The following is a 17,003-nucleotide window of genomic DNA, read 5'->3' as shown; positions in this document are numbered from 1 at the left end:
ATCGCATCCGGAACCATGCCGTGACGCGGTGATCTCGCATCGCCTGTCCCCGAGACGCGGAGCCCGCGTCTCGGGATGATGCTGTTAGGACGAGAAGAATGGCCGAACCCCGCACCCGCCTCGCCCTGCTGTCTCCCCATCGGGTGGATTCCGACCGGGCCGATGCCCTCGCCGAAGCGCTGACCGCCGCCTGTGCGGCCGGAGACGTGGCGGCGGTGCTCCTGCGGCTCGCCCCGGCCGACGAGCGCAGCCTCGTGAACCTCGTCAAGCGGCTCGCTCCGGCGGCGCAGTCGACTGGCGCCGCCCTGGTCATCACGGTCTCCGACTTCGCCGGCGATGTCGTCAGCGTGGCCGCGCGGGGCGGGGCGGACGGCGTTCACCTCGACAAGGCGCGGGATGGAGCCCTGCAGGATCTGCGCGAACGCCTCAGCGACGGTCGCATCCTCGGGGCCGGCGGGCATGAGCAGAAGCATGCGGCCATGGAGGCTGGCGAGGCCGGTGTCGATTACGTGATGTTCGGGGGGATCTACTCGGACGGGATCGCGCCCGATGCCGATACCGTGCGTGAGCGCGCGCAATGGTGGGTCGAGATCTTCGAGACACCGTGCATCGCCGTTGCCCATGACCTCGCACAGGTGGAGGGGCTGCTGGCGACGGGAGCGGAATTCCTCGGGCTCGAGAGCCATCTGTGGATGGGAGAAGGGGCCGATATCCGCGCCATCCAGGCACAGGTCGCAGCTTCGGAGGCTGATACGTGAGGGCGCTTCGCAAGCTCGCCCTCGCTCTCGCCATGGCCGAGGCTTGGTCGTCCGCCGCCTCGGCAGAAGCGCCGAAGGTGATGCCGACCGATCCGGCCGTGCCGCAATCCCTGACATCTCGTCCCAAGGAAACTCTGAAGGGGCAGCTGCGGGACCTCCCGACCCCGTATTCCATCGGCGCGGCTGGCGCCGTGCCACCCCGCTCGAAGACGGAGCCGGATATCGCGTTCGGCGCTTACCAGCGCGGGCAATATACCACCGCCTTCCGCGAGGCGACGAAGCGGATCGCCGCCGACAATAAGGACGCCGCGGCGATGACGCTGCTCGGCGAGCTCTACAACCAGGGCCTCGGTGTGAAGCAGGACCCGGTGAAGGCGGCGGAATGGTATCGCCTCGCCGCCAACCAGGGCGACACCCACGCCATGGCCTCTCTCGGCCTGATGTCGATCGATGGCCGTGGCGGCACGAAAGATCCGAAAGCCGGGCGACGCTGGCTCGAACAGGCCTCCCTCAAGGGCGACACCACGGCCGCCTACAACCTCGCCCTGATCCTGATCGGGACGGGGACCGAGCCGGACGAGGCCAAAGCCGCCGACTTGTTCCGCAAGGCGGCCGAGGGCGAGATCGGTCCGGCGCAGCACGATCTTGGCGTGCTCTACCTCCAGGGGAGGGGGGTGCCGAAGGATCCCAAACAGGCGGCCGAGTGGTTCCGACGCGCGGCCGATAATGGCGATCTCGCCGGCGAGGTCGAGTTCGCGATCCTGCTGTTCAACGGCATCGGCGTCGAGAAGGACGAGGCCCGCGCGGCTCGCTACTTCCTCCACGCTGCGTCGCGCGGCAACGCCATCGCGCAGAATCGCGTGGCCATCCTCTATGCCCTGGGACGGGGTATCCAGAAGAACCCTGTCGAGGCGGCTGCCTGGAATCTCGCCGCCGCAGCCCAGGGGCGCTCCGACCCGAAGCTGGACGAGACCCTTGCCGGCCTCACCGCCGAAGAGCGAAGCCGGGCCGAGCGACTGGCTGAGGCGCGGATGAAGGTGGAGTAAGCCCGCGCAGCGCGGGCAAGTGTCAATTCGGCATCCATGGGAGCCTGCGCGCGTTTCTCTTCTGCCCCGCATCGGCGAGGGGTGAGACGCGCCGCAAACATGCTATGGCCGCGCGAGACCGTTCTTTGAATCGACCCGGACCTTTGCATCGATGATCAGCTCACCCCTCATGACCGTCATGGTCGACGCCGTCCGCAAGGCCGCCCGCGGCCTCAAGCGCGACTATGGCGAGATCGAGAACCTCCAGGTTTCGCGCAAGGGCCCCGGCAACTTCGTCTCCGCCGCCGACCGCAAGGCTGAAGAGGTGCTGCGCGATGCCCTGATGAAGGCGCGTCCCGGCTATGGCCTGATTCTCGAGGAATCGGGAAACATCGAAGGGCAGGACAAGAGCCACACCTGGCATGTCGACCCGCTCGATGGCACCACCAACTTCCTCCACGGCATCCCCCATTTCGCGATCTCGGTGGGTCTCGAACGCGAGGGCCAGATCGTCGCCGGCGTCATCTACGATCCGGCCAAGGACGAGCTGTTCGTGGCCGAACGCGGGAAGGGCGCCTATCTCAACAACCGCCGCCTGCGCGTCTCCGGCCGGACGGACATGGCCGACGCCCTCGTGGCCTATGGTTCGCCTTATCTCGGACGCGGCGACCACCCGAAGCTCCTGCGCGAGGTCGCGGCCGTGATGGCGGTGACCGGCGGCGCCCGCCGCTTCGGCTCGGCTGCTCTCGATCTCGCCTACGTCGCCTGCGGTCGCTCGGACCTTTACTGGGAGCGTGACCTGCAGACCTGGGACATCGCGGCCGGCATCATCCTGGTGCGCGAGGCCGGTGGCTTCGTCACCAGCGCGGATGGCGGCGCAGAGCCTCTTGCCGCCCGCTCGGTGGCCGCCGGCAACGAGAGCCTGCACGGCGACCTCGTGAAGATCCTGCGTCGCGCCAACGCGTGAAGGTGCGAAGCCGGGCCTTGGTCATGTGCTCGGGCGCCGGGCTCCGTGTCTGACTGTCAGGATGACGACCGCGTCCGCGCGCTCGTCGACCGTGTAGTAGATAAGATCGGGCAAGCGAGGCACTGCGAACCGGCGCACGCGCTTCGGCAGACGCCGCCCCACCTCCGGATAGCGGCCGACGAGGTCGAACGCATCTTCGATGGCCCTACCGACGCTTCGCGCGGCAGCGGGATGCCGTTCATGGATATAATCCGCGATCTCTCGCAGCCTCCGCGGGGCCGTTGCGGAGACGAGGAGCTTCACCGTTCGAAGCTCCGAAAAGCCGCTGAGACTTCTTCGGCCGAGGCGTATTCACCGCGGCCGACCTCCGCCATGGCGTCCAGCACGTCTTGGAGATGGTCCGGGTCGATATCGTCCGCGCCGCCGATCTCCGTCATGCTGATGATGGCCTGTGCAATCGTGTCCTGATCTGCACGCGGCATCCGCCGGACTGCTTCGACCGCCTTCTCCAGTAAATCCGTCATGTTTCACCTCGCTGGCGCATCATAGTCAGTTCCAACTGTCCACGAGAAGGGGGCGAGGGCCGGGAACACTGACCGCGATGGCGCCATGCGGCGCCGGGATCGGCGACCGGACGGGTATGCCCCTCTGGTCCCGGGGCACCGCATCTGATCTAAGCCGCGACAGAATTTGCTGAAGAGAGCCACCCGAATGGAAGCCCGCCGCCACTCCGCGCTGAAGGATTCGATCCGCTCGATCCCGGATTACCCGAAGCCCGGCATCGTCTTTCGCGACATCACCACGCTGCTGAGCGACCCGCGTGCATTCCGCCGGGCCGTGGATTCGCTCGTCCACCCTTTCGCGGGCGGGCGGATCGATCAGGTGGCGGGAATCGAGGCGCGGGGCTTCATCCTCGGCGGCGCGGTGGCGCATCAGCTCTCATCGGGCTTCGTGCCGATCCGCAAGAAGGGCAAGCTGCCCCACAAGACCGTCTCCATCGCCTACGCCCTGGAATACGGCACCGACGAGATGGAAATCCACGTGGACGCCATCAAGCCGGGCGACAAGGTGCTGCTGGTCGACGACCTCATCGCCACCGGCGGTACGGCCTGCGCGGCGGTGAACCTGCTGCGCCAGATCGGCGCCGAGGTGGTGGCTGCCTGCTTCGTCATCGACCTACCCGAGATCGGCGGAGCGCAAAAGCTGCGCGACCTCGACGTTCCGGTGCGGACGCTGATGGAATTCGACGGGCATTGAATGCGCGCCGCTTCCTTCTCTTCTGTGCGGGAGAAGGTGGCCCGCGCCGGCGGGTCGGATAAGGGGAGTGCCATCATCCGGAGAGGTCTTTCCCTCCCCCTTTGCGGGGGAGGGGGCTTTCGCACTAAGCCGCGAGGCTCTCGAACAACCCGCGCCCGTCGACCCCGCCGATGAGACCTTCGACGAAGTTCTCCGGGTGGGGCATCATCCCGAGCACGTTGAGCTTTTCGCTGTAGATGCCAGCGATGGAGTTCAGCGAGCCATTGCGGTTGGCATCCACGGTCAGCTCGCCAGCCGCATCGGCATAACGGAAGGCCACGCGGCCTTCGCCTTCGAGCCGGGAGATGGTCTCGGGATCCGCGAAGTAATTACCCTCGCCATGCGCCACGCAGACGTCGATCACCTGTCCCTTGGTATAGGCCGAGGTGAAGCGGGTATCGGCGCGCTCCACCCGCAGCATCTGGCGATGGCAGATGAAGCGCCGGTCGACGTTGCGCATGAGCACACCGGGCAGCAGGCCCGATTCGCATAAAATCTGGAATCCGTTGCAAATGCCGAGCACCAGTCCGCCGCGCGCGGCGTGGTCACGAACGGCGTCCATGGCGGCTGCGCGGCCAGCAATGGCGCCACAGCGGAGATAGTCGCCGTAAGAGAAGCCGCCGGGCAGGACCGCGAGATCGGTTCCGGCGGGAAGCGCCGTATCGGTGTGCCAGACCTTGACCACCTCCGCGCCGGCGAGGCGCAGGGCGCGGGCGACGTCACCGTCGCGGTTGGAGCCGGGAAAGACGACGATCGCGGCGCGCATCAGACGATCTCGATCTCGTAATTCTCGACGACCGTGTTCGCCAGCAGCTTCTCGCAGGCGCTCTTCAGAATCGCTTCGGCGCTGGCAGGATCGGTGTCGGCGATCTCGACATCGAACACCTTGCCCTGGCGGACACCTTCGATCCCTGAAATGCCGAAGGACGAGAGCGCGGCTTCGATCGCCTTGCCCTGAGGGTCGAGCACGCCGGTCTTCAGGGTGACGATGATGCGGGCTTTCATGGGTTCGGACTCGATGCTGTGGCTCGGCCCGTCAGGCGATAGTCGGGAAATGCCGACCATGCAACGCGGCGGGGCCATCGTAGCGGTGGTGCGCAGTCCAGCGAGAGACGCAGAGCGGACCCGAGTTCGAGATACGACGCGTATCGCCCGATCAGCGGCGTGCTGCGGGCGCGGCGTTGCGAATCGGTTCGATGCTCACCGCCCGGCGCCAGAGCTGCAGCATGATCCAGGCGGCGATCGAACTGAATAGGACCATCAGCACATGGCCAACGGTGTCGCCGAGATCGAACAGACCGGCCAATGCCCAACCGGCAGCGATAGCCACTGCGAAAACTTCGGTGCCCACCAGCACCATCATGCTGACGATCGTGATCAGGTTGCGCGTGTTCACGGGGATACGTCTCCGTCGGCCCCGGTGCAGCGATTGCGGCGGGAGACCGGTGCTTTACAGCGCCGGTCCGGTTCCACGCAACATCACGCCACCGAGCCCGTCGTCGGGGTTGGATCAGCGCGGCGCGCGCTTGGCCAGGATGCGCTGCAGCGTGCGACGATGCATGTTGAGCCGGCGGGCAGTCTCGGAGACGTTCCGACCACACAACTCGTAGACGCGCTGGATATGCTCCCAGCGCACGCGATCGGCCGACATCGGGTTTTCCGGCGGGTCGGCCCGCTCGCCCGGCTGGGCCATCAGCGTACCATGGATTTCATCCGCATCGGCCGGCTTGGCGAGATAGTCGAACGCGCCGAGTTTCACCGCCGTTACGGCGGTGGCGATGTTGCCGTAACCGGTCAGGATGACGCCCCGCGCTTCGGGGCGCTTCTCCTTCAGCCGCGCGATCACGTCGAGGCCGTTGCCGTCGCCGAGCCGCATGTCGATGACCGCGAATGCGGGTGCGCGGTTCTCGACGAGCGAGACGCCTTCGGCGACGCTTTCGGCCACCTGCACGTCGTAGCCCCGCGCTTCCATCGCCCGCGCCAAGCGGGTCGAGAACGGCCGATCGTCATCCACGATCAGCAGCGAACGGTCGGAAAAAGCCGCCAGCGGATCGGATTCCGAAGTCTGCAGCACATCGGCGGCAGGCGCCGGACTTCCACTCTGCGTCAGCATCTGACGCTCCTCCATTTTCCAAGATCGAATTGTTAGCAACTTATATAGGGGCCGTACTGCGTTCCGTCAGGGGCACCTGAGCGCTCATTTCGGTACCGCGCCTCGGAATCGTGTCACGCTCGAAGATGTGGCGCGCCCAGGATACGCGGACTACGGCTCCGGTTGCTTGGTGCCCGGATACGTTTGAGAGCGTAAGCTGTGCGCCGGAGCGTTCGATCAGTGTCTTTGCAATGAACAATCCAAGGCCGAGGCCGGCGCCGACGCTGTTCCCGCCACGCGTTTTGTCGGGGCTGCGGGTGGTGACATAGGGCTCGCCCGCCCTCAGCAGGATCTCGCTCGAGAAGCCCGGGCCGTCGTCGCTGATCTCCAGGGAGACCCTGTCGAGGGTCCAGCGCGCTTCGATGACGACGCGGCTGGTGGCGAAGTCCACGGCGTTGTCGACGATGTTGGCGAGCCCGAACAGGACCCCCGGATTACGCCGGCAGGCAGGTTCGACCCCGTCGCCCCGGCTGGTGACGTCGAGCGCGATGCCCATGGCGCGCTGGGGCGCCACCAGTTCCTCCACGAGATGGCTCAGCGTGACGGTCTGGAGGATGCCGGCTTCGTCGCCATCGAGGGATGTCAGTTTCGACAGGATACCGCGGCAGCGGTCCACCTGATCGCGCAGGAGGTTGAGGTCGTCCTTCACTGCGGGGGACGCCGTGGGTGCGAGCTGGCGCGTGAGTTCCTTGGTGACGAGCATGATCGTGCCGAGTGGCGTGCCGAGTTCATGCGCGGCCGCTGCCGCTAACCCGTCGAGCTGCGACAGGTGCTGTTCCCGCGCCAGCACGAGTTCCGTGGCCGCGAGGGCCTGCGCGAGCTGCCGCGTCTCGTCGGCGACCTTCCAGGCATAGACGCCGGTGAAGGCGGTGCCGAGGAGGATCGCCGTCCAAACCCCCGAGACGTAGAGGAAGGGGAGTTCGAGCCGCCCGTCCGCGAACCACGGCAATGGCCGGTGGATCAGCGCCAGCATGGTGGCGAGACCCACTGCGAGAAGTCCGAGCGCCAGCGTCCGTTCCGGCGGAAGGGCCGTCGCCGAGATCAGGACCGGGGCGAGGAAGAGCAGCGAGAACGGGTTCTGCAAGCCGCCGGTGAGGAAGAGGAGGGCGGCGAGCTGAATGATGTCGAAGGCGAGGAGCAGGGCCGCCGAATCGTCGCTCAGGCGGTAGCTCGCGGGAAACCGGATCCTCAGGGCGAGGTTCAGCCAGGACGACGCCGCGATGACGAGGAAGCACCAGCCGAAAGGCAGAGGCAGGCCGAGGCCGAACTGCGCCCCGACCACGGCCGCACTCTGCCCGGTGATCGCGAGCCAGCGCAGGCGCACGAAAGTGTCGAGACGGAGATGCCGGGCATCGCGAACGAAGCCGTTGGTGCTCATGTCGATCATGTCTGCTCAACGATAGTGCTCGGCTGGCGGGAATCCATGGCTCGCCCTCCGATTGCACCCGTCCCTGCGCAATCATGCCCCGCGCGGTCCCACCTCGCACACGCGTCGATCCGAACGTTTCCCGGCGCGCGGCGTTCTCTAGCGCGCCCGGTCGCGAGGGACGACGCGACGCGGGACGACGAGGAGGGGCGGATATGAGCTTGGCCTACACTTGGTATGAGTTCGGGCGGATGATGACGGCGCCGGCCCGTCTCACCGCGGACATGGTCAAGCACAGCCTGCAGAATCCCGCCAACCCGCTCGCCTACTCGCCCTACGCGAAGTCCATGGCCGCCGCTTGCGAGATGTTCGAGCGCGGAACCCGCCGTTATGCCAAGCCGGCCTTCGGCCTCACCGGAACCTGGATCGACGGCGCCAGCGTGCCGGTGAGCGAACGGGTGGTGTGGGAAAAGCCGTTCTGCCGGGTCCTGACCTTCGACCGCTCGTTCGCGCGCGGTCCCTCCGAGCCGCAGCCCAAGCTCCTGATCGTGGCACCGATGTCCGGGCACTACGCCACGCTCCTGCGCGGAACCGTGGAGGCGATGCTCCCCAACCATCAGGTCTTCATCACAGATTGGACGGATGCGCGCCTCGTGCCGATCACCAGCGGGCGGTTCGATCTCGACACGTATATCGACTACCTGAAGGAGATCTTCGTCGCTCTCGGGCCGGACCTTCACGTCATGGCCGTCTGTCAGCCGGCGGTGCCGGTGCTCGCTGCCGTGGCACTGATGGAGGCGCAGGGCATCACGCCGGTGCCGCGCTCAATGACCCTTATGGGCGGCCCCATCGATACCCGCCGGTCGCCCACCGCCGTCAATGGCCTGGCGCAGGAGCGCGGCACGGAATGGTTCGAGCGCAACTGCATCACCATCGTGCCGCTAACGTATCCGGGCGCCTTGCGGAGCGTCTATCCCGGCTTCTTCCAGCTCGGCGGCTTCATGGCGATGAACCTCGATCGCCACGTCAACGCCCATACCGAGATGTTCGACCATCTCGTGACCGGCGACGGCGATTCCGCCGAGAAACATCGAGAATTCTACGACGAGTATCTCGCGGTGATGGATCTCACGGCCGAGTTCTACCTGCAGACGGTCAAGACCGTCTTCGTGGACCACGCCCTGCCCAAGGGTGAGATGCTCCATCGCGGCGAGCGAGTGGACCTTGCTGCCATCCGGACCTGCGCGATCCTCGCCATTGAGGGCGAGAACGACGATATTTCCGGCGTCGGGCAGACCAAGGCCTCCCTCGACCTGACTCCGAACCTGTCGCCCGAGCGCAAGGCTTATCACCTGCAGGAACGCGTGGGGCATTACGGGGTGTTCAATGGCTCGCGCTATCGCACCATCATCGCGCCGAGGATCGCTTCCTTCATCCGCGACATGCAGGCCCTTCCGGCCATCGAAGAACGCCCGGCAGCGTGATGCGGGCGGGGCGCGCGAAAGTTCTGGACGTGAACCACGCACAGATGGCGGTGGCGGGAGGCTGCCGTTAAGCTGACCCGATGAGAGTCGCCCTGCTGCGCGGGTCCGATCCCGACCATATCGACATCCTCCACGAGGGCGTTAAGTTCCGTGTCGTCCTGCGCCGCCGCCCGACGGCGCGCAGGCTGACATTGCGCGTCTCGAGCGCCACCGGCGAGGTGGTGATGACCTTGCCGGCGCGGACCTCCCTGGCCGTGGCCCGCACTTTCGCGGTGAGCCATGGCGGCTGGATCGCCATGCGGCTCGCCAAGGTTCCGGATCGGGTGGCGTTCGAGGCGGGGGCCGAGCTTCCCTTGCGCGGCGTGCCTCATCGCATTCTCCATCGCAGCGAGCGCAGCGGGGTAACGCTCGTGACGGAGGCGGAGAACGGACCTGCGCTCTCCGTGGCGTGCGAAGCTCCTCACCTGCCGCGCCGTGTCAGGGATTTTCTCGAACGGGAGGTGCGCAAGGATCTAGCGCGGTCGGTCTCCTACTATACCGAAAAGCTCGGGCAGGGGCCGAAACGGATCACCGTCCGCGACACCCGCTCGCGCTGGGGATCCTGCACCGCGCGCGGCGAGCTGAACTTCTCATGGCGCCTGATCCTGGCGCCACCCCTGGTGCTCGATTACCTCGTGGCGCACGAGATGGCCCACCTGCGCGAGATGAACCATTCCTCACGCTTCTGGTCCCTGGTGGGATCCCTGTGCCCACATGTGGAAGAGGCCGAGCGCTGGCTCAAGCGCAACGGCGCCAGCCTCCATCGCTACGGCTGAGGCGCAACCGGACACCCGTCGGTCCGGAACCGGCATCTGGTACCACCCGCCTCCGCCCCCAATGCGTCTCAAGGCAGTGAAGCACCGTCGGATGCAGGTTCGTATTGGCAAGCCGATGCTTTACCTCGCGGAGACCTTTGGAGCATCATGGGTTTTCGAACGTAAAACCGATGAGCGCGTTCGCGAAACCTGTCCGCAAGCGAACGTATGCCATCCCCTCTGCACATCCGGGGCATTGCGGATCCCGTCGGGCGTGCGCCTACGATGCGTATCCTCGACGAAGCCGTGTTTGGTCCACGAGTACGGGAATCTCATGGAGACAGTTGGCTTGGATCAAGAAACGGACGACAGCTGTGCTTCACGCATTTGAGCTCGGACGACCGATGGTCGCCTCGCGATCCGGCTATGGTAGTCGTCGATCCTCGGCCAACGCATGAGGTCGATCGAAAAGCCCGGCATCCAGCCGAGGACCGTGTAGAGGTAAGCATCCGCGACCGTAAAGCGGTCGCCCAGGAGATATGCCTTCTTGAGCAATGTCGCATCGATCAGATCGAGCCGCCTGAAAAGGCGTGTCTCGAAGGTGCTTCGTACAGGTTTGGGCAGGGTCTGGTTGAACAGGGGCGCAGCACCCGCGTGGATCTCGCTCGTGATGAAGTTGAGCCATTCCTGCAGACGGACCCGTTCCAGCGTTCCGTTCGCCGGCGCGAGACCTAGTTCCGGCCGGAGGTCGGCTAGATACTGAACGATGGCCGGTCCCTCCGTTAGCACCTCCCCATCATCGAGTTCGAGCGCAGCGACATATCCTTTCGGATTGACGGCGAGGAAGTCGCGGCCGTCCGAGGTCCGCTTGGTGCGATTGTCCACCCGCACGAGATCGTAGGACAGATTCAACTCCTGCAATACGATGTGCGGCGAGAACGAGCAGGTGCCGGGTGCGAAGAACAGCTTCATAGGATCGCCTGACGACAAGAGGAGCGTACTCGACATTGACGGGCGATTCTGGTGAAGGGAAATTAATTGGAGAGAATGCCTCATAAGCTGAGCTACTATGAACCTGACCCAACTCCGCGGCTTCATCGCTGTCGCTGAAGCGGGCAGCTTCACAGCGGCAGCGGCCGCCATGGGCATCACCCAATCCGGCCTAAGCCAAGCGCTCGCGGCCCTCGAGGAGGCGCTCGACATGAAGCTCCTCGTGCGGCAGCGGCAAGGGGTCGAGTTGACCGCATTCGGCGAGCGGGCGCTCGAACATGCGCGGACCGCCTGCGCACATCTCGATGCGATCGGGCGCGAAGCGCGAGAGGCTGCCGGCCAAGAGCATGGATCGCTGCGGATCGCTGCTTTTCCCAGCGTCATCGCGACCGTTTTACCTCCGCTCCTGCGGCGCTTCCACGCGCTACATCCTGGCATCGAGACCGTCATCCTGGAGACCGATGACCGGGAGGTTGAAACGTGGCTAGAGAGTGGCGCCGTCGATCTCGGGGTTGTTCTCAACCCGCCGCGGGACGTCGAAGCGATTCCCCTCGGGGAGGACGCGTGGGTCGGCGTCTTGCCGGCGGCTCATCGTTTCGGACGACATGGCAAACTGTCGCTCGCTACGCTTGTGGCCGAGCCGTTCGTCCTGGCTACTGGTGGGTGCCATCATCATGCCCGCACGCTCGCCGAGCAAGCGGGTCTGTCGCTGGCGGATATTCGGATCGAGGTTCGGGACTGGTCGAGCGCCATCGCCTTCATACGAGAGGGGCTCGGCAGCGGCATTGTACCGGAATCTACGTTGCCCGAGACGCGGAAAGGGTTGAAGGTCGTCCGGCTGGATCCCGCGATCTCCCGGCATTTCGGCTTGCTGGCGACCTTGGCTCGCAAACCATCCCGGCCTGCCGAACTGCTAATGTCGCTCGCGCGGCATCGAGCCGTGTGACCGGTCCCATCGGTCTCAGCCTGGCAGGCGCTTCGTGCGGCGGCTTCCAGAGTATGTCGCTGTATGACGCGTGCGATCAGCAAACCACGCGCCATGAGCCGCCGCTTTCGCTCCGTACTCATACGACCGCATACGGACGGTAGCTTACTGGCAACCCTATCTGGACACGGACTGGCGAGAACCCATCCGAGGCGGACGATGTCCGTCGTCGGGTGGGGGAGGCTACCCGCGAGCGCGCAAGATCCGGCGTCGCTCGACCTGCTCGACCGGCCAGGTCGGGCGGGCGTCGACATCGCCCGGTCGCATGGTGCGAGGGGCGACGCTGTCGCAGACTTCACGCTGGCGCAGGATCGTCGGGTTGCCGAACTCGTCGAGGCGGCGGACATATCCACCATCACGGCAGAAACCGGCGATCTCGGCCGAATTGCTGTTCACGCGGCCGCCCGGCATGCGCCGGATCGGCCGATGCTCGACTACGAGCGGACCGTCGCGGTTGAGGGACCGCTCGACATAGGTGGTCTCGTCCACCGGCAGCGACTGAGCCGCGGCGGAAGTAATGCCGGCGAAAGAGCCGCCGGCCAGACAGGCACTGGAAAGGATCAGGAACGCGGCGGTAGCAGGATATCGCATGGGCTCGGTCCGTTGGAACTGGTGGCTTTACACTCGGAACTAGGGCGTGTTCCCGCGAAACGATAGTCCGTGTTCGTAAACTAGTGGTCACGCTTGACACAGAATAGCCGCGCATGGTCGGAACACCGCTGGTTTCATCCGGTGCCCCTGGCCAGAAGGGGTGAGGCGAGAGGGATCGGCGCGTGGGTTTTCGAGGAATGCTGAGGCGCGCAAGGCGGGTCGCCAAGGGGCGGGCGACCGATGCGGGGCGTCTCGCACGGATCGGCCTCTTCTGCCTGGCCGGGTTGGCCGGTGTGATGCTGGCGGGGAGCGACCGCGCCGAGGCGCAGGGCATGGTCCGCAACACATTCGGTGATTGGCAGCTTCGCTGCGAGACGCCGGCGGGGGCGAAGGCCGAGCAATGCGCCCTGGTCCAATATCTGGCGGCTGAGGACAGGCCGAACCTGACCCTCGTCGTCATCGTCCTCAAGACAGCTGACAATCGCGGGTACCTCCTGCGCGTGGTGGCACCGCTCGGCGTGCTGCTGCCCTCGGGCCTCGGGCTGAAGATCGACAAGACCGATGTCGGGCGGGCCGGGTTCGTGCGCTGCCTCACCACCGGCTGCGTCGCCGAGGTGGTCATGGACGAGAACCTCATCAAGCAGTTCAGCGCCGGGGTGCAGGCCACGTTCATCGTGTTCCAGACCCCGGAGGAGGGGGTCGGCATCCCCCTTTCGATGAAGGGCTTCGGCGACGGGTTCACCAGCTTGAAATAGGTCTGTTCCGGCGCCCCGCGCCGGCAATTCAGCGGGATCTGAGGATGCGGACACGCGCGAAAACGGTAGGCATCGCCCTGATGGCGGTCCTCCTGCCCTGGTCAGCCAAGGCCGAGGACGGCAACTGGTTCACCAATATGCTGAAATACGGTGGGACCACAGTCCCGCCGTCGCAGCCGGCCGACCTCGGCGAGGTCTATTGCCCGACGGTCGATGTCGCGGAAAACGGTGCCGCCCTGCGCAGCTATGGCGGCCGGGCCGACGACAATGCGGGCCTGCGCAGCCAGATCACCTTGGGGCGTCTCGCCCGCGAATGCGTGCGGCTGGCCGATGGCTCGGTGAGCGTGAAGGTCGGTGTCGAGGGGCAGGTCCTCCTCGGACCGGCGGGCCGACCGGGTCGGTTCGAGGCCCCGGTCTATTTCACCATCAAGGCCGGGGACCAGATCATAGCGACCAGGGCGCGCAAGGTGTCGGTGTCGATCGGGCCGAATGAGGCGCAGGGGCTGTTCACGGTGATAGAGGAAAATCTCGTGGTCCCGCGCCCCTTGAGCGAGAGCTACGACATCGGCGTCTCGCTTCACGGAGCACCGGGCAAGGTGGCGGTAAAGCGCAAGCGCAAACCCGCGCCGGCTGCCGCCCAGGCCGAGACCAGTCCCGAAGCGGCGCAGTAGCATTCGGCCACGAGCTTCGATCGATCGCGCATGGAAAAAGGGGCCACCGCTCGCGCGGGGCCCCTTTTTCATACCATTCCGGTAGAAGCTTCTACTGAACCAGGCGTGGACCGCCCGACTGAACCTTCTCGTTCTCGGACATGATGCCGAGACGCTTGGCCACTTCCGTGTAAGCCTCGATCAGGCCGCCGAGATCCTTGCGGAACCGGTCCTTGTCGAGCTTGTCCTGGCTCTTGATGTCCCACAGCCGGCACGAATCCGGGGAGATCTCGTCGGCCACGACGATGCGCATCAGGTCGCCTTCCCAGAGGCGGCCGGTCTCGATCTTGAAGTCCACGAGGCGGATGCCGACGCCGAGGAAGAGGCCCGACAGGAAGTCGTTGACGCGGATGGCCAGGGCCATGATGTCGTCGATCTCCTGGGGCGTCGCCCAGCCGAATGCGGTGATGTGCTCTTCCGACACCATCGGGTCGTTGAGCGCGTCGTTCTTGTAATAGAACTCGATGATCGAACGCGGCAGCTGCGTCCCTTCCTCGAGGCCGAGGCGGGTGGCGAGCGAGCCGGCGGCGACGTTGCGCACCACGACTTCGAGCGGAATGATCTCGACTTCGCGGATCAGCTGCTCGCGCATGTTGAGCCGGCGGATGAAGTGGGTCGGCACGCCGATATCGTTGAGGTGCTGGAAAACGAACTCGGAAATCCGGTTGTTCAGCACGCCCTTGCCGTCGATGACCTCGTGCTTCTGCGCGTTGAAGGCGGTGGCATCATCCTTGAAATGCTGGATGAGCGTTCCCGGCTCGGGTCCTTCGTACAGGACCTTCGCCTTGCCCTCGTAGATGCGACGGCGGCGGTTCATAGGCGTATACCGTGGTTTGAGGAAGTCCATGGGCCGTGACTCCTTCGGACAGACGATGTGCGGAATCCGCGGCGTGGCGGCCTCGATGAGGCCGGGCCGCGAGAACACATCGTTGTCGAAAGCCTCGACGACCGTGGCGCAAACTACCCGAAGCGGGTTTGCAGTACAACGCGTCCGCCCGCAGCCCGGCCCTGCAGGGCGAGCCGGATGTGTATGGCGGTGGGCGACCACGCAGTCCCGCGAATCCCACGGCCGATGGATGAGCCAAACCCCTCAGGCGACGACGGTCTTGCTGGGATAGCGACAGAGGTCGGCGATGAGGCAAGTGGGGCATTCGGGGCGCCGCGCCTTGCAGACGTAACGTCCGAACAGGATCAGCCAATGATGCGCGTTCATGCGGAACGGCTTCGGCACGATCGCTTCCAACCCTGCCTGGACCTTGTCGGTCGTCGGCGCGACGACGAGGGGAATGCGATTCGAGACCCGGAGGATGTGGGTGTCGACGGCGATGGTAGGCACTCCGAAGGCGACGTTCATCACCACGCTTGCGGTCTTGGTGCCGACACCCGGCAGGATTTCGAGATGCTCTCGCGAAGCCGGGACCTGCCCGTCATGCTCGTCCACCAGGATGCGGGACAGTGCGATGACGTTCTTCGCCTTGGTGTTGAACAGTCCGATCGTGCGGATGAACGCGCGGACGCGCTCTTCCCCCAATTCCAGCATCGCGGCCGGCGTGTCGGCAATGGCGAAGAGGGGTGCGGTGGCGAGGTTCACGCTTTTGTCGGTGGCCTGGGCCGACAGCACCACCGCGACCAGAAGCGTGAACGGGTTGAGATATTCGAGCTCCGCCCTCGGTTCCGGATTGGCGGCGCGCAGCCGCGCGAAGATCTCGGTGACTGTCGCGGCATCGACAGGGGAGGGGGCCGTCTCAACTTTAGCGATGAGCGGCTCGGTGATGGTCGCGGCGATCTTCTTCCTTGTCCGAGGAGCTCCCGGAGCGGGTGATGTCGTCGCGGTCGCGGACTTCTTTGGGGGCTTCGACTGTCGGCTCTTCATCGGTGGGTTATATGTGTCCCATGGAGAGCGGCAACATGGTTCGCGACACGATCCCATCCCATCCCGACGGGCTCGACCCCAACAGCGTCGACGTCCCGGTTTTCCAGGCCACCATCCGTCCGCACCAATCGCTGAGCCATAATGGCTTCCGCAATGTGATGATCGGATGCGGGGCGGTGTCCCTCGTCACGTCCATCGCCTGCGTTCAGGCCGGATTCTGGCCGGTGGCCGGGTTCTTCGGTCTCGATATGATCGCGCTCTACATGGCGTTGAAGACGAGCCTGAAGCGCGGGCGCTCCTTCGAAGAGGTCATGATTTCGCCGATTGAGGTGATGCTGGCCCGGGTGACCCATCGCGGCGAGCGTCGCGAATGGCGCTTCAATCCCCTGTGGACCAAGCTGACCAAGGTCGAGGATGAGGAATACGGCCTCCAGACCCTGACGCTGGTGTCCCGCCGGGAATACGTGGTGGTGGCACGCGATGCCTCTCCGCCGGTCCGTGAGCGGATCGCCGAGGGACTGACGCGGGCATTGGCGGATGTGAAGAGGGGGTACTGAACCTTGCAAGCGCCGCTCGTTAAGCTCGCCCTGGTTCTGATCGGCTTTGCCGGCTCCGCGATCGCGGCACCCGGCGGATCGGTCGAGATACGCTTCATCGAGCCCGGCCGTTACGTCGACGCCAACAACCGGTTCAGTTCAGGGATTGGGCCCCAGGCGACGCTCACCGAGCTGCGTAGATTGATGGAGCAGTCGGCATCCCCCTACCTCGCTCCTGGCGAAAGGCTGGTCATCGATGTGTTGGACGTTGATCTCGCGGGCTTCCCTAATCCCGGAGCCAATTTCCCATACGGCCTGCGGGTCGTCACCGATGCGACTCCGCCCTCCTTTCGGCTGCGATATTCGCTGTTGAACCAACGGGGTCAGCGCATCGCGTCGAACGATGAGCGCGTGAGCGATATCAATTTCCTGCTCGGTGCCCGAACCACGCAAGCAGGCAGCTTTCCCTATGAGCGCGAACTTCTCCGGGAATGGGCAAGGCGACGTTTCGCGAACCGGAGCCAGCGAGCTCATGAGGGCGGAACGGAAGAAGGGATCGGGTCAGTGAAAGGGCTCGGCAGAGCGGGGCCCGCATGAAGAGCCGGCTCGGAAAAATGAGACCGCTCGCTTTTTGCGGTTGACGCGTCCGTCTGTGGTCCGTATATCCCTGTTCATCGGCGGCGGCCAGCGGGGACTTCGGTTCGGCGGGCGGCTGTTGTGT

Annotated in this window: 22 protein-coding genes; 11 read left to right on the top strand and 11 right to left on the bottom strand. The window is 65.4% G+C overall.

Annotated features, from left to right (window positions below):
* Positions 1-98 precede the first annotated feature (98 nt).
* From RQI43_RS19110 to RQI43_RS19100, 3 genes are all read left to right on the top strand, one after another.
* Positions 99-758: a thiamine phosphate synthase gene (locus RQI43_RS19110; RefSeq protein ID WP_207412276.1), complete on the top strand. Its 660-nt coding sequence runs from the start codon at positions 99-101 to the stop codon at positions 756-758.
* 32 nt (positions 759-790) lie between these two features.
* A complete protein-coding gene (locus RQI43_RS19105) occupies positions 791-1,804 on the top strand; it encodes a tetratricopeptide repeat protein (RefSeq protein WP_405030667.1) in 1,014 nt (337 codons plus the stop codon).
* Positions 1,805-1,955: 151 nt separating this feature from the next.
* Positions 1,956-2,750: an inositol monophosphatase family protein gene (locus RQI43_RS19100; RefSeq protein WP_056434322.1), complete on the top strand. Its 795-nt coding sequence runs from the start codon at positions 1,956-1,958 to the stop codon at positions 2,748-2,750.
* Positions 2,751-2,771: 21 nt separating this feature from the next.
* Here the strand turns inward: RQI43_RS19100 and RQI43_RS19095 are convergent, their stop codons facing one another.
* Positions 2,772-3,053 carry a type II toxin-antitoxin system RelE/ParE family toxin gene (locus RQI43_RS19095; protein WP_311276242.1) on the bottom strand — a complete coding sequence of 94 codons (282 nt, stop codon included), beginning with the start codon at positions 3,051-3,053 and terminating at the stop codon, positions 2,772-2,774.
* Positions 3,050-3,274 (bottom strand): hypothetical protein, encoded by a 225-nt coding sequence (locus RQI43_RS19090; protein WP_311276241.1) that lies wholly within the window; start codon positions 3,272-3,274, stop codon positions 3,050-3,052. Before RQI43_RS19090 ends, RQI43_RS19095 begins: the two co-directional genes overlap by 4 nt.
* A gap of 187 nt (positions 3,275-3,461) precedes the next feature.
* On the opposite strand from RQI43_RS19090, the gene RQI43_RS19085 reads away from it, so the two are divergent.
* Positions 3,462-4,007: an adenine phosphoribosyltransferase gene (locus tag RQI43_RS19085; protein ID WP_027170828.1), complete on the top strand. Its 546-nt coding sequence runs from the start codon at positions 3,462-3,464 to the stop codon at positions 4,005-4,007.
* A gap of 124 nt (positions 4,008-4,131) precedes the next feature.
* Here the strand turns inward: RQI43_RS19085 and purQ are convergent, their stop codons facing one another.
* The 5 genes from purQ to RQI43_RS19060 form a co-directional block, all read right to left on the bottom strand.
* Positions 4,132-4,812, bottom strand: coding sequence for a phosphoribosylformylglycinamidine synthase subunit PurQ (purQ, locus tag RQI43_RS19080; protein ID WP_207412279.1), 681 nt, complete (start codon positions 4,810-4,812; stop codon positions 4,132-4,134).
* Complete coding sequence (purS, locus tag RQI43_RS19075) at positions 4,812-5,051, bottom strand: phosphoribosylformylglycinamidine synthase subunit PurS (protein ID WP_056434316.1); 240 nt, start codon at positions 5,049-5,051, stop codon at positions 4,812-4,814. The genes purQ and purS overlap by 1 nt, the downstream gene beginning before the upstream one ends.
* 151 nt (positions 5,052-5,202) lie before the next feature.
* Positions 5,203-5,442, bottom strand: coding sequence for a hypothetical protein (locus RQI43_RS19070; protein ID WP_056434314.1), 240 nt, complete (start codon positions 5,440-5,442; stop codon positions 5,203-5,205).
* Between the two features lie 114 nt (positions 5,443-5,556).
* Entirely contained in the window at positions 5,557-6,159 is a 603-nt protein-coding gene (locus RQI43_RS19065; protein ID WP_056434713.1) for an ActR/PrrA/RegA family redox response regulator transcription factor, read from the bottom strand.
* Between the two features lie 40 nt (positions 6,160-6,199).
* Complete coding sequence (locus RQI43_RS19060) at positions 6,200-7,585, bottom strand: ActS/PrrB/RegB family redox-sensitive histidine kinase (RefSeq protein WP_056434312.1); 1,386 nt, start codon at positions 7,583-7,585, stop codon at positions 6,200-6,202.
* A gap of 194 nt (positions 7,586-7,779) precedes the next feature.
* Here RQI43_RS19060 and RQI43_RS19055 point away from each other — a divergent pair, with 194 nt between their 5' ends.
* Positions 7,780-9,048 carry a polyhydroxyalkanoate depolymerase gene (locus tag RQI43_RS19055; RefSeq protein WP_311276240.1) on the top strand — a complete coding sequence of 423 codons (1,269 nt, stop codon included), beginning with the start codon at positions 7,780-7,782 and terminating at the stop codon, positions 9,046-9,048.
* Between the two features lie 80 nt (positions 9,049-9,128).
* Positions 9,129-9,863, top strand: a complete 735-nt coding sequence (locus RQI43_RS19050; RefSeq protein WP_311276239.1) for a SprT family zinc-dependent metalloprotease — start codon at positions 9,129-9,131, stop codon at positions 9,861-9,863.
* Positions 9,864-10,196: 333 nt separating this feature from the next.
* Here RQI43_RS19050 and gstA read toward each other — a convergent pair whose 3' ends face one another.
* Positions 10,197-10,814, bottom strand: a complete 618-nt coding sequence (gene gstA / locus RQI43_RS19045) for a glutathione transferase GstA (protein ID WP_311276238.1) — start codon at positions 10,812-10,814, stop codon at positions 10,197-10,199.
* A 97-nt stretch (positions 10,815-10,911) separates the two neighbouring features.
* On the opposite strand from gstA, the gene RQI43_RS19040 reads away from it, so the two are divergent.
* A complete protein-coding gene (locus RQI43_RS19040; RefSeq protein WP_311276237.1) occupies positions 10,912-11,778 on the top strand; it encodes a LysR family transcriptional regulator in 867 nt (288 codons plus the stop codon).
* A 222-nt stretch (positions 11,779-12,000) separates the two neighbouring features.
* Here the strand turns inward: RQI43_RS19040 and RQI43_RS19035 are convergent, their stop codons facing one another.
* The gene (locus RQI43_RS19035; protein ID WP_056434305.1) at positions 12,001-12,408 is read right to left on the bottom strand and encodes a hypothetical protein; all 408 of its coding nucleotides are present in this window, start codon (positions 12,406-12,408) and stop codon (positions 12,001-12,003) included.
* Between the two features lie 296 nt (positions 12,409-12,704).
* Here RQI43_RS19035 and RQI43_RS19030 point away from each other — a divergent pair, with 296 nt between their 5' ends.
* Entirely contained in the window at positions 12,705-13,163 is a 459-nt protein-coding gene (locus tag RQI43_RS19030) for an invasion associated locus B family protein (protein WP_056434711.1), read from the top strand.
* Between the two features lie 44 nt (positions 13,164-13,207).
* Positions 13,208-13,834 carry a hypothetical protein gene (locus RQI43_RS19025; protein WP_311276236.1) on the top strand — a complete coding sequence of 209 codons (627 nt, stop codon included), beginning with the start codon at positions 13,208-13,210 and terminating at the stop codon, positions 13,832-13,834.
* A gap of 91 nt (positions 13,835-13,925) precedes the next feature.
* Here the strand turns inward: RQI43_RS19025 and purC are convergent, their stop codons facing one another.
* Both purC and nth read right to left on the bottom strand, forming a co-directional pair.
* A complete protein-coding gene (purC, locus tag RQI43_RS19020) occupies positions 13,926-14,720 on the bottom strand; it encodes a phosphoribosylaminoimidazolesuccinocarboxamide synthase (protein ID WP_026175628.1) in 795 nt (264 codons plus the stop codon).
* Positions 14,721-14,963: 243 nt separating this feature from the next.
* Positions 14,964-15,746 carry an endonuclease III gene (nth, locus tag RQI43_RS19015; protein ID WP_311276235.1) on the bottom strand — a complete coding sequence of 261 codons (783 nt, stop codon included), beginning with the start codon at positions 15,744-15,746 and terminating at the stop codon, positions 14,964-14,966.
* 20 nt (positions 15,747-15,766) lie between these two features.
* On the opposite strand from nth, the gene RQI43_RS19010 reads away from it, so the two are divergent.
* Both RQI43_RS19010 and RQI43_RS19005 read left to right on the top strand, forming a co-directional pair.
* Positions 15,767-16,303, top strand: coding sequence for a DUF2244 domain-containing protein (locus RQI43_RS19010; protein ID WP_056434302.1), 537 nt, complete (start codon positions 15,767-15,769; stop codon positions 16,301-16,303).
* 3 nt (positions 16,304-16,306) lie between these two features.
* Positions 16,307-16,879, top strand: coding sequence for a DUF3016 domain-containing protein (locus RQI43_RS19005; protein WP_311276234.1), 573 nt, complete (start codon positions 16,307-16,309; stop codon positions 16,877-16,879).
* Positions 16,880-17,003 lie beyond the last annotated feature (124 nt).

This window comes from Methylobacterium sp. WCS2018Hpa-22 (genome assembly GCF_031843785.1).
Lineage (GTDB): Bacteria > Pseudomonadota > Alphaproteobacteria > Rhizobiales > Beijerinckiaceae > Methylobacterium.
The sequence above is the reverse complement of the archived record's forward strand: the minus strand, read 5'-3'. Positions and strand labels throughout refer to the sequence as shown.

Excerpts from the sequence above, each read along its gene's own strand:
- nth (WP_311276235.1), bottom strand. The coding sequence starts at position 15,746 with ATGAAGAGCCGACAGTCGAAGCCCCCAAAGAAGTCCGCGACCGCGACG.
- RQI43_RS19025 (WP_311276236.1), top strand. The coding sequence starts at position 13,208 with ATGCGGACACGCGCGAAAACGGTAGGCATCGCCCTGATGGCGGTCCTC.
- RQI43_RS19105 (WP_405030667.1), top strand. The coding sequence starts at position 791 with ATGGCCGAGGCTTGGTCGTCCGCCGCCTCGGCAGAAGCGCCGAAGGTG.
- gstA (WP_311276238.1), bottom strand. The coding sequence starts at position 10,814 with ATGAAGCTGTTCTTCGCACCCGGCACCTGCTCGTTCTCGCCGCACATC.
- RQI43_RS19090 (WP_311276241.1), bottom strand. The coding sequence starts at position 3,274 with ATGACGGATTTACTGGAGAAGGCGGTCGAAGCAGTCCGGCGGATGCCG.
- RQI43_RS19100 (WP_056434322.1), top strand. The coding sequence starts at position 1,956 with ATGATCAGCTCACCCCTCATGACCGTCATGGTCGACGCCGTCCGCAAG.
- RQI43_RS19085 (WP_027170828.1), top strand. The coding sequence starts at position 3,462 with ATGGAAGCCCGCCGCCACTCCGCGCTGAAGGATTCGATCCGCTCGATC.
- RQI43_RS19040 (WP_311276237.1), top strand. The coding sequence starts at position 10,912 with ATGAACCTGACCCAACTCCGCGGCTTCATCGCTGTCGCTGAAGCGGGC.
- purQ (WP_207412279.1), bottom strand. The coding sequence starts at position 4,812 with ATGCGCGCCGCGATCGTCGTCTTTCCCGGCTCCAACCGCGACGGTGAC.
- purS (WP_056434316.1), bottom strand. The coding sequence starts at position 5,051 with ATGAAAGCCCGCATCATCGTCACCCTGAAGACCGGCGTGCTCGACCCT.
- RQI43_RS19010 (WP_056434302.1), top strand. The coding sequence starts at position 15,767 with ATGGAGAGCGGCAACATGGTTCGCGACACGATCCCATCCCATCCCGAC.
- purC (WP_026175628.1), bottom strand. The coding sequence starts at position 14,720 with ATGGACTTCCTCAAACCACGGTATACGCCTATGAACCGCCGCCGTCGC.
- RQI43_RS19030 (WP_056434711.1), top strand. The coding sequence starts at position 12,705 with ATGCTGGCGGGGAGCGACCGCGCCGAGGCGCAGGGCATGGTCCGCAAC.
- RQI43_RS19065 (WP_056434713.1), bottom strand. The coding sequence starts at position 6,159 with ATGCTGACGCAGAGTGGAAGTCCGGCGCCTGCCGCCGATGTGCTGCAG.
- RQI43_RS19060 (WP_056434312.1), bottom strand. The coding sequence starts at position 7,585 with ATGATCGACATGAGCACCAACGGCTTCGTTCGCGATGCCCGGCATCTC.
- RQI43_RS19035 (WP_056434305.1), bottom strand. The coding sequence starts at position 12,408 with ATGCGATATCCTGCTACCGCCGCGTTCCTGATCCTTTCCAGTGCCTGT.
- RQI43_RS19055 (WP_311276240.1), top strand. The coding sequence starts at position 7,780 with ATGAGCTTGGCCTACACTTGGTATGAGTTCGGGCGGATGATGACGGCG.
- RQI43_RS19050 (WP_311276239.1), top strand. The coding sequence starts at position 9,129 with ATGAGAGTCGCCCTGCTGCGCGGGTCCGATCCCGACCATATCGACATC.
- RQI43_RS19110 (WP_207412276.1), top strand. The coding sequence starts at position 99 with ATGGCCGAACCCCGCACCCGCCTCGCCCTGCTGTCTCCCCATCGGGTG.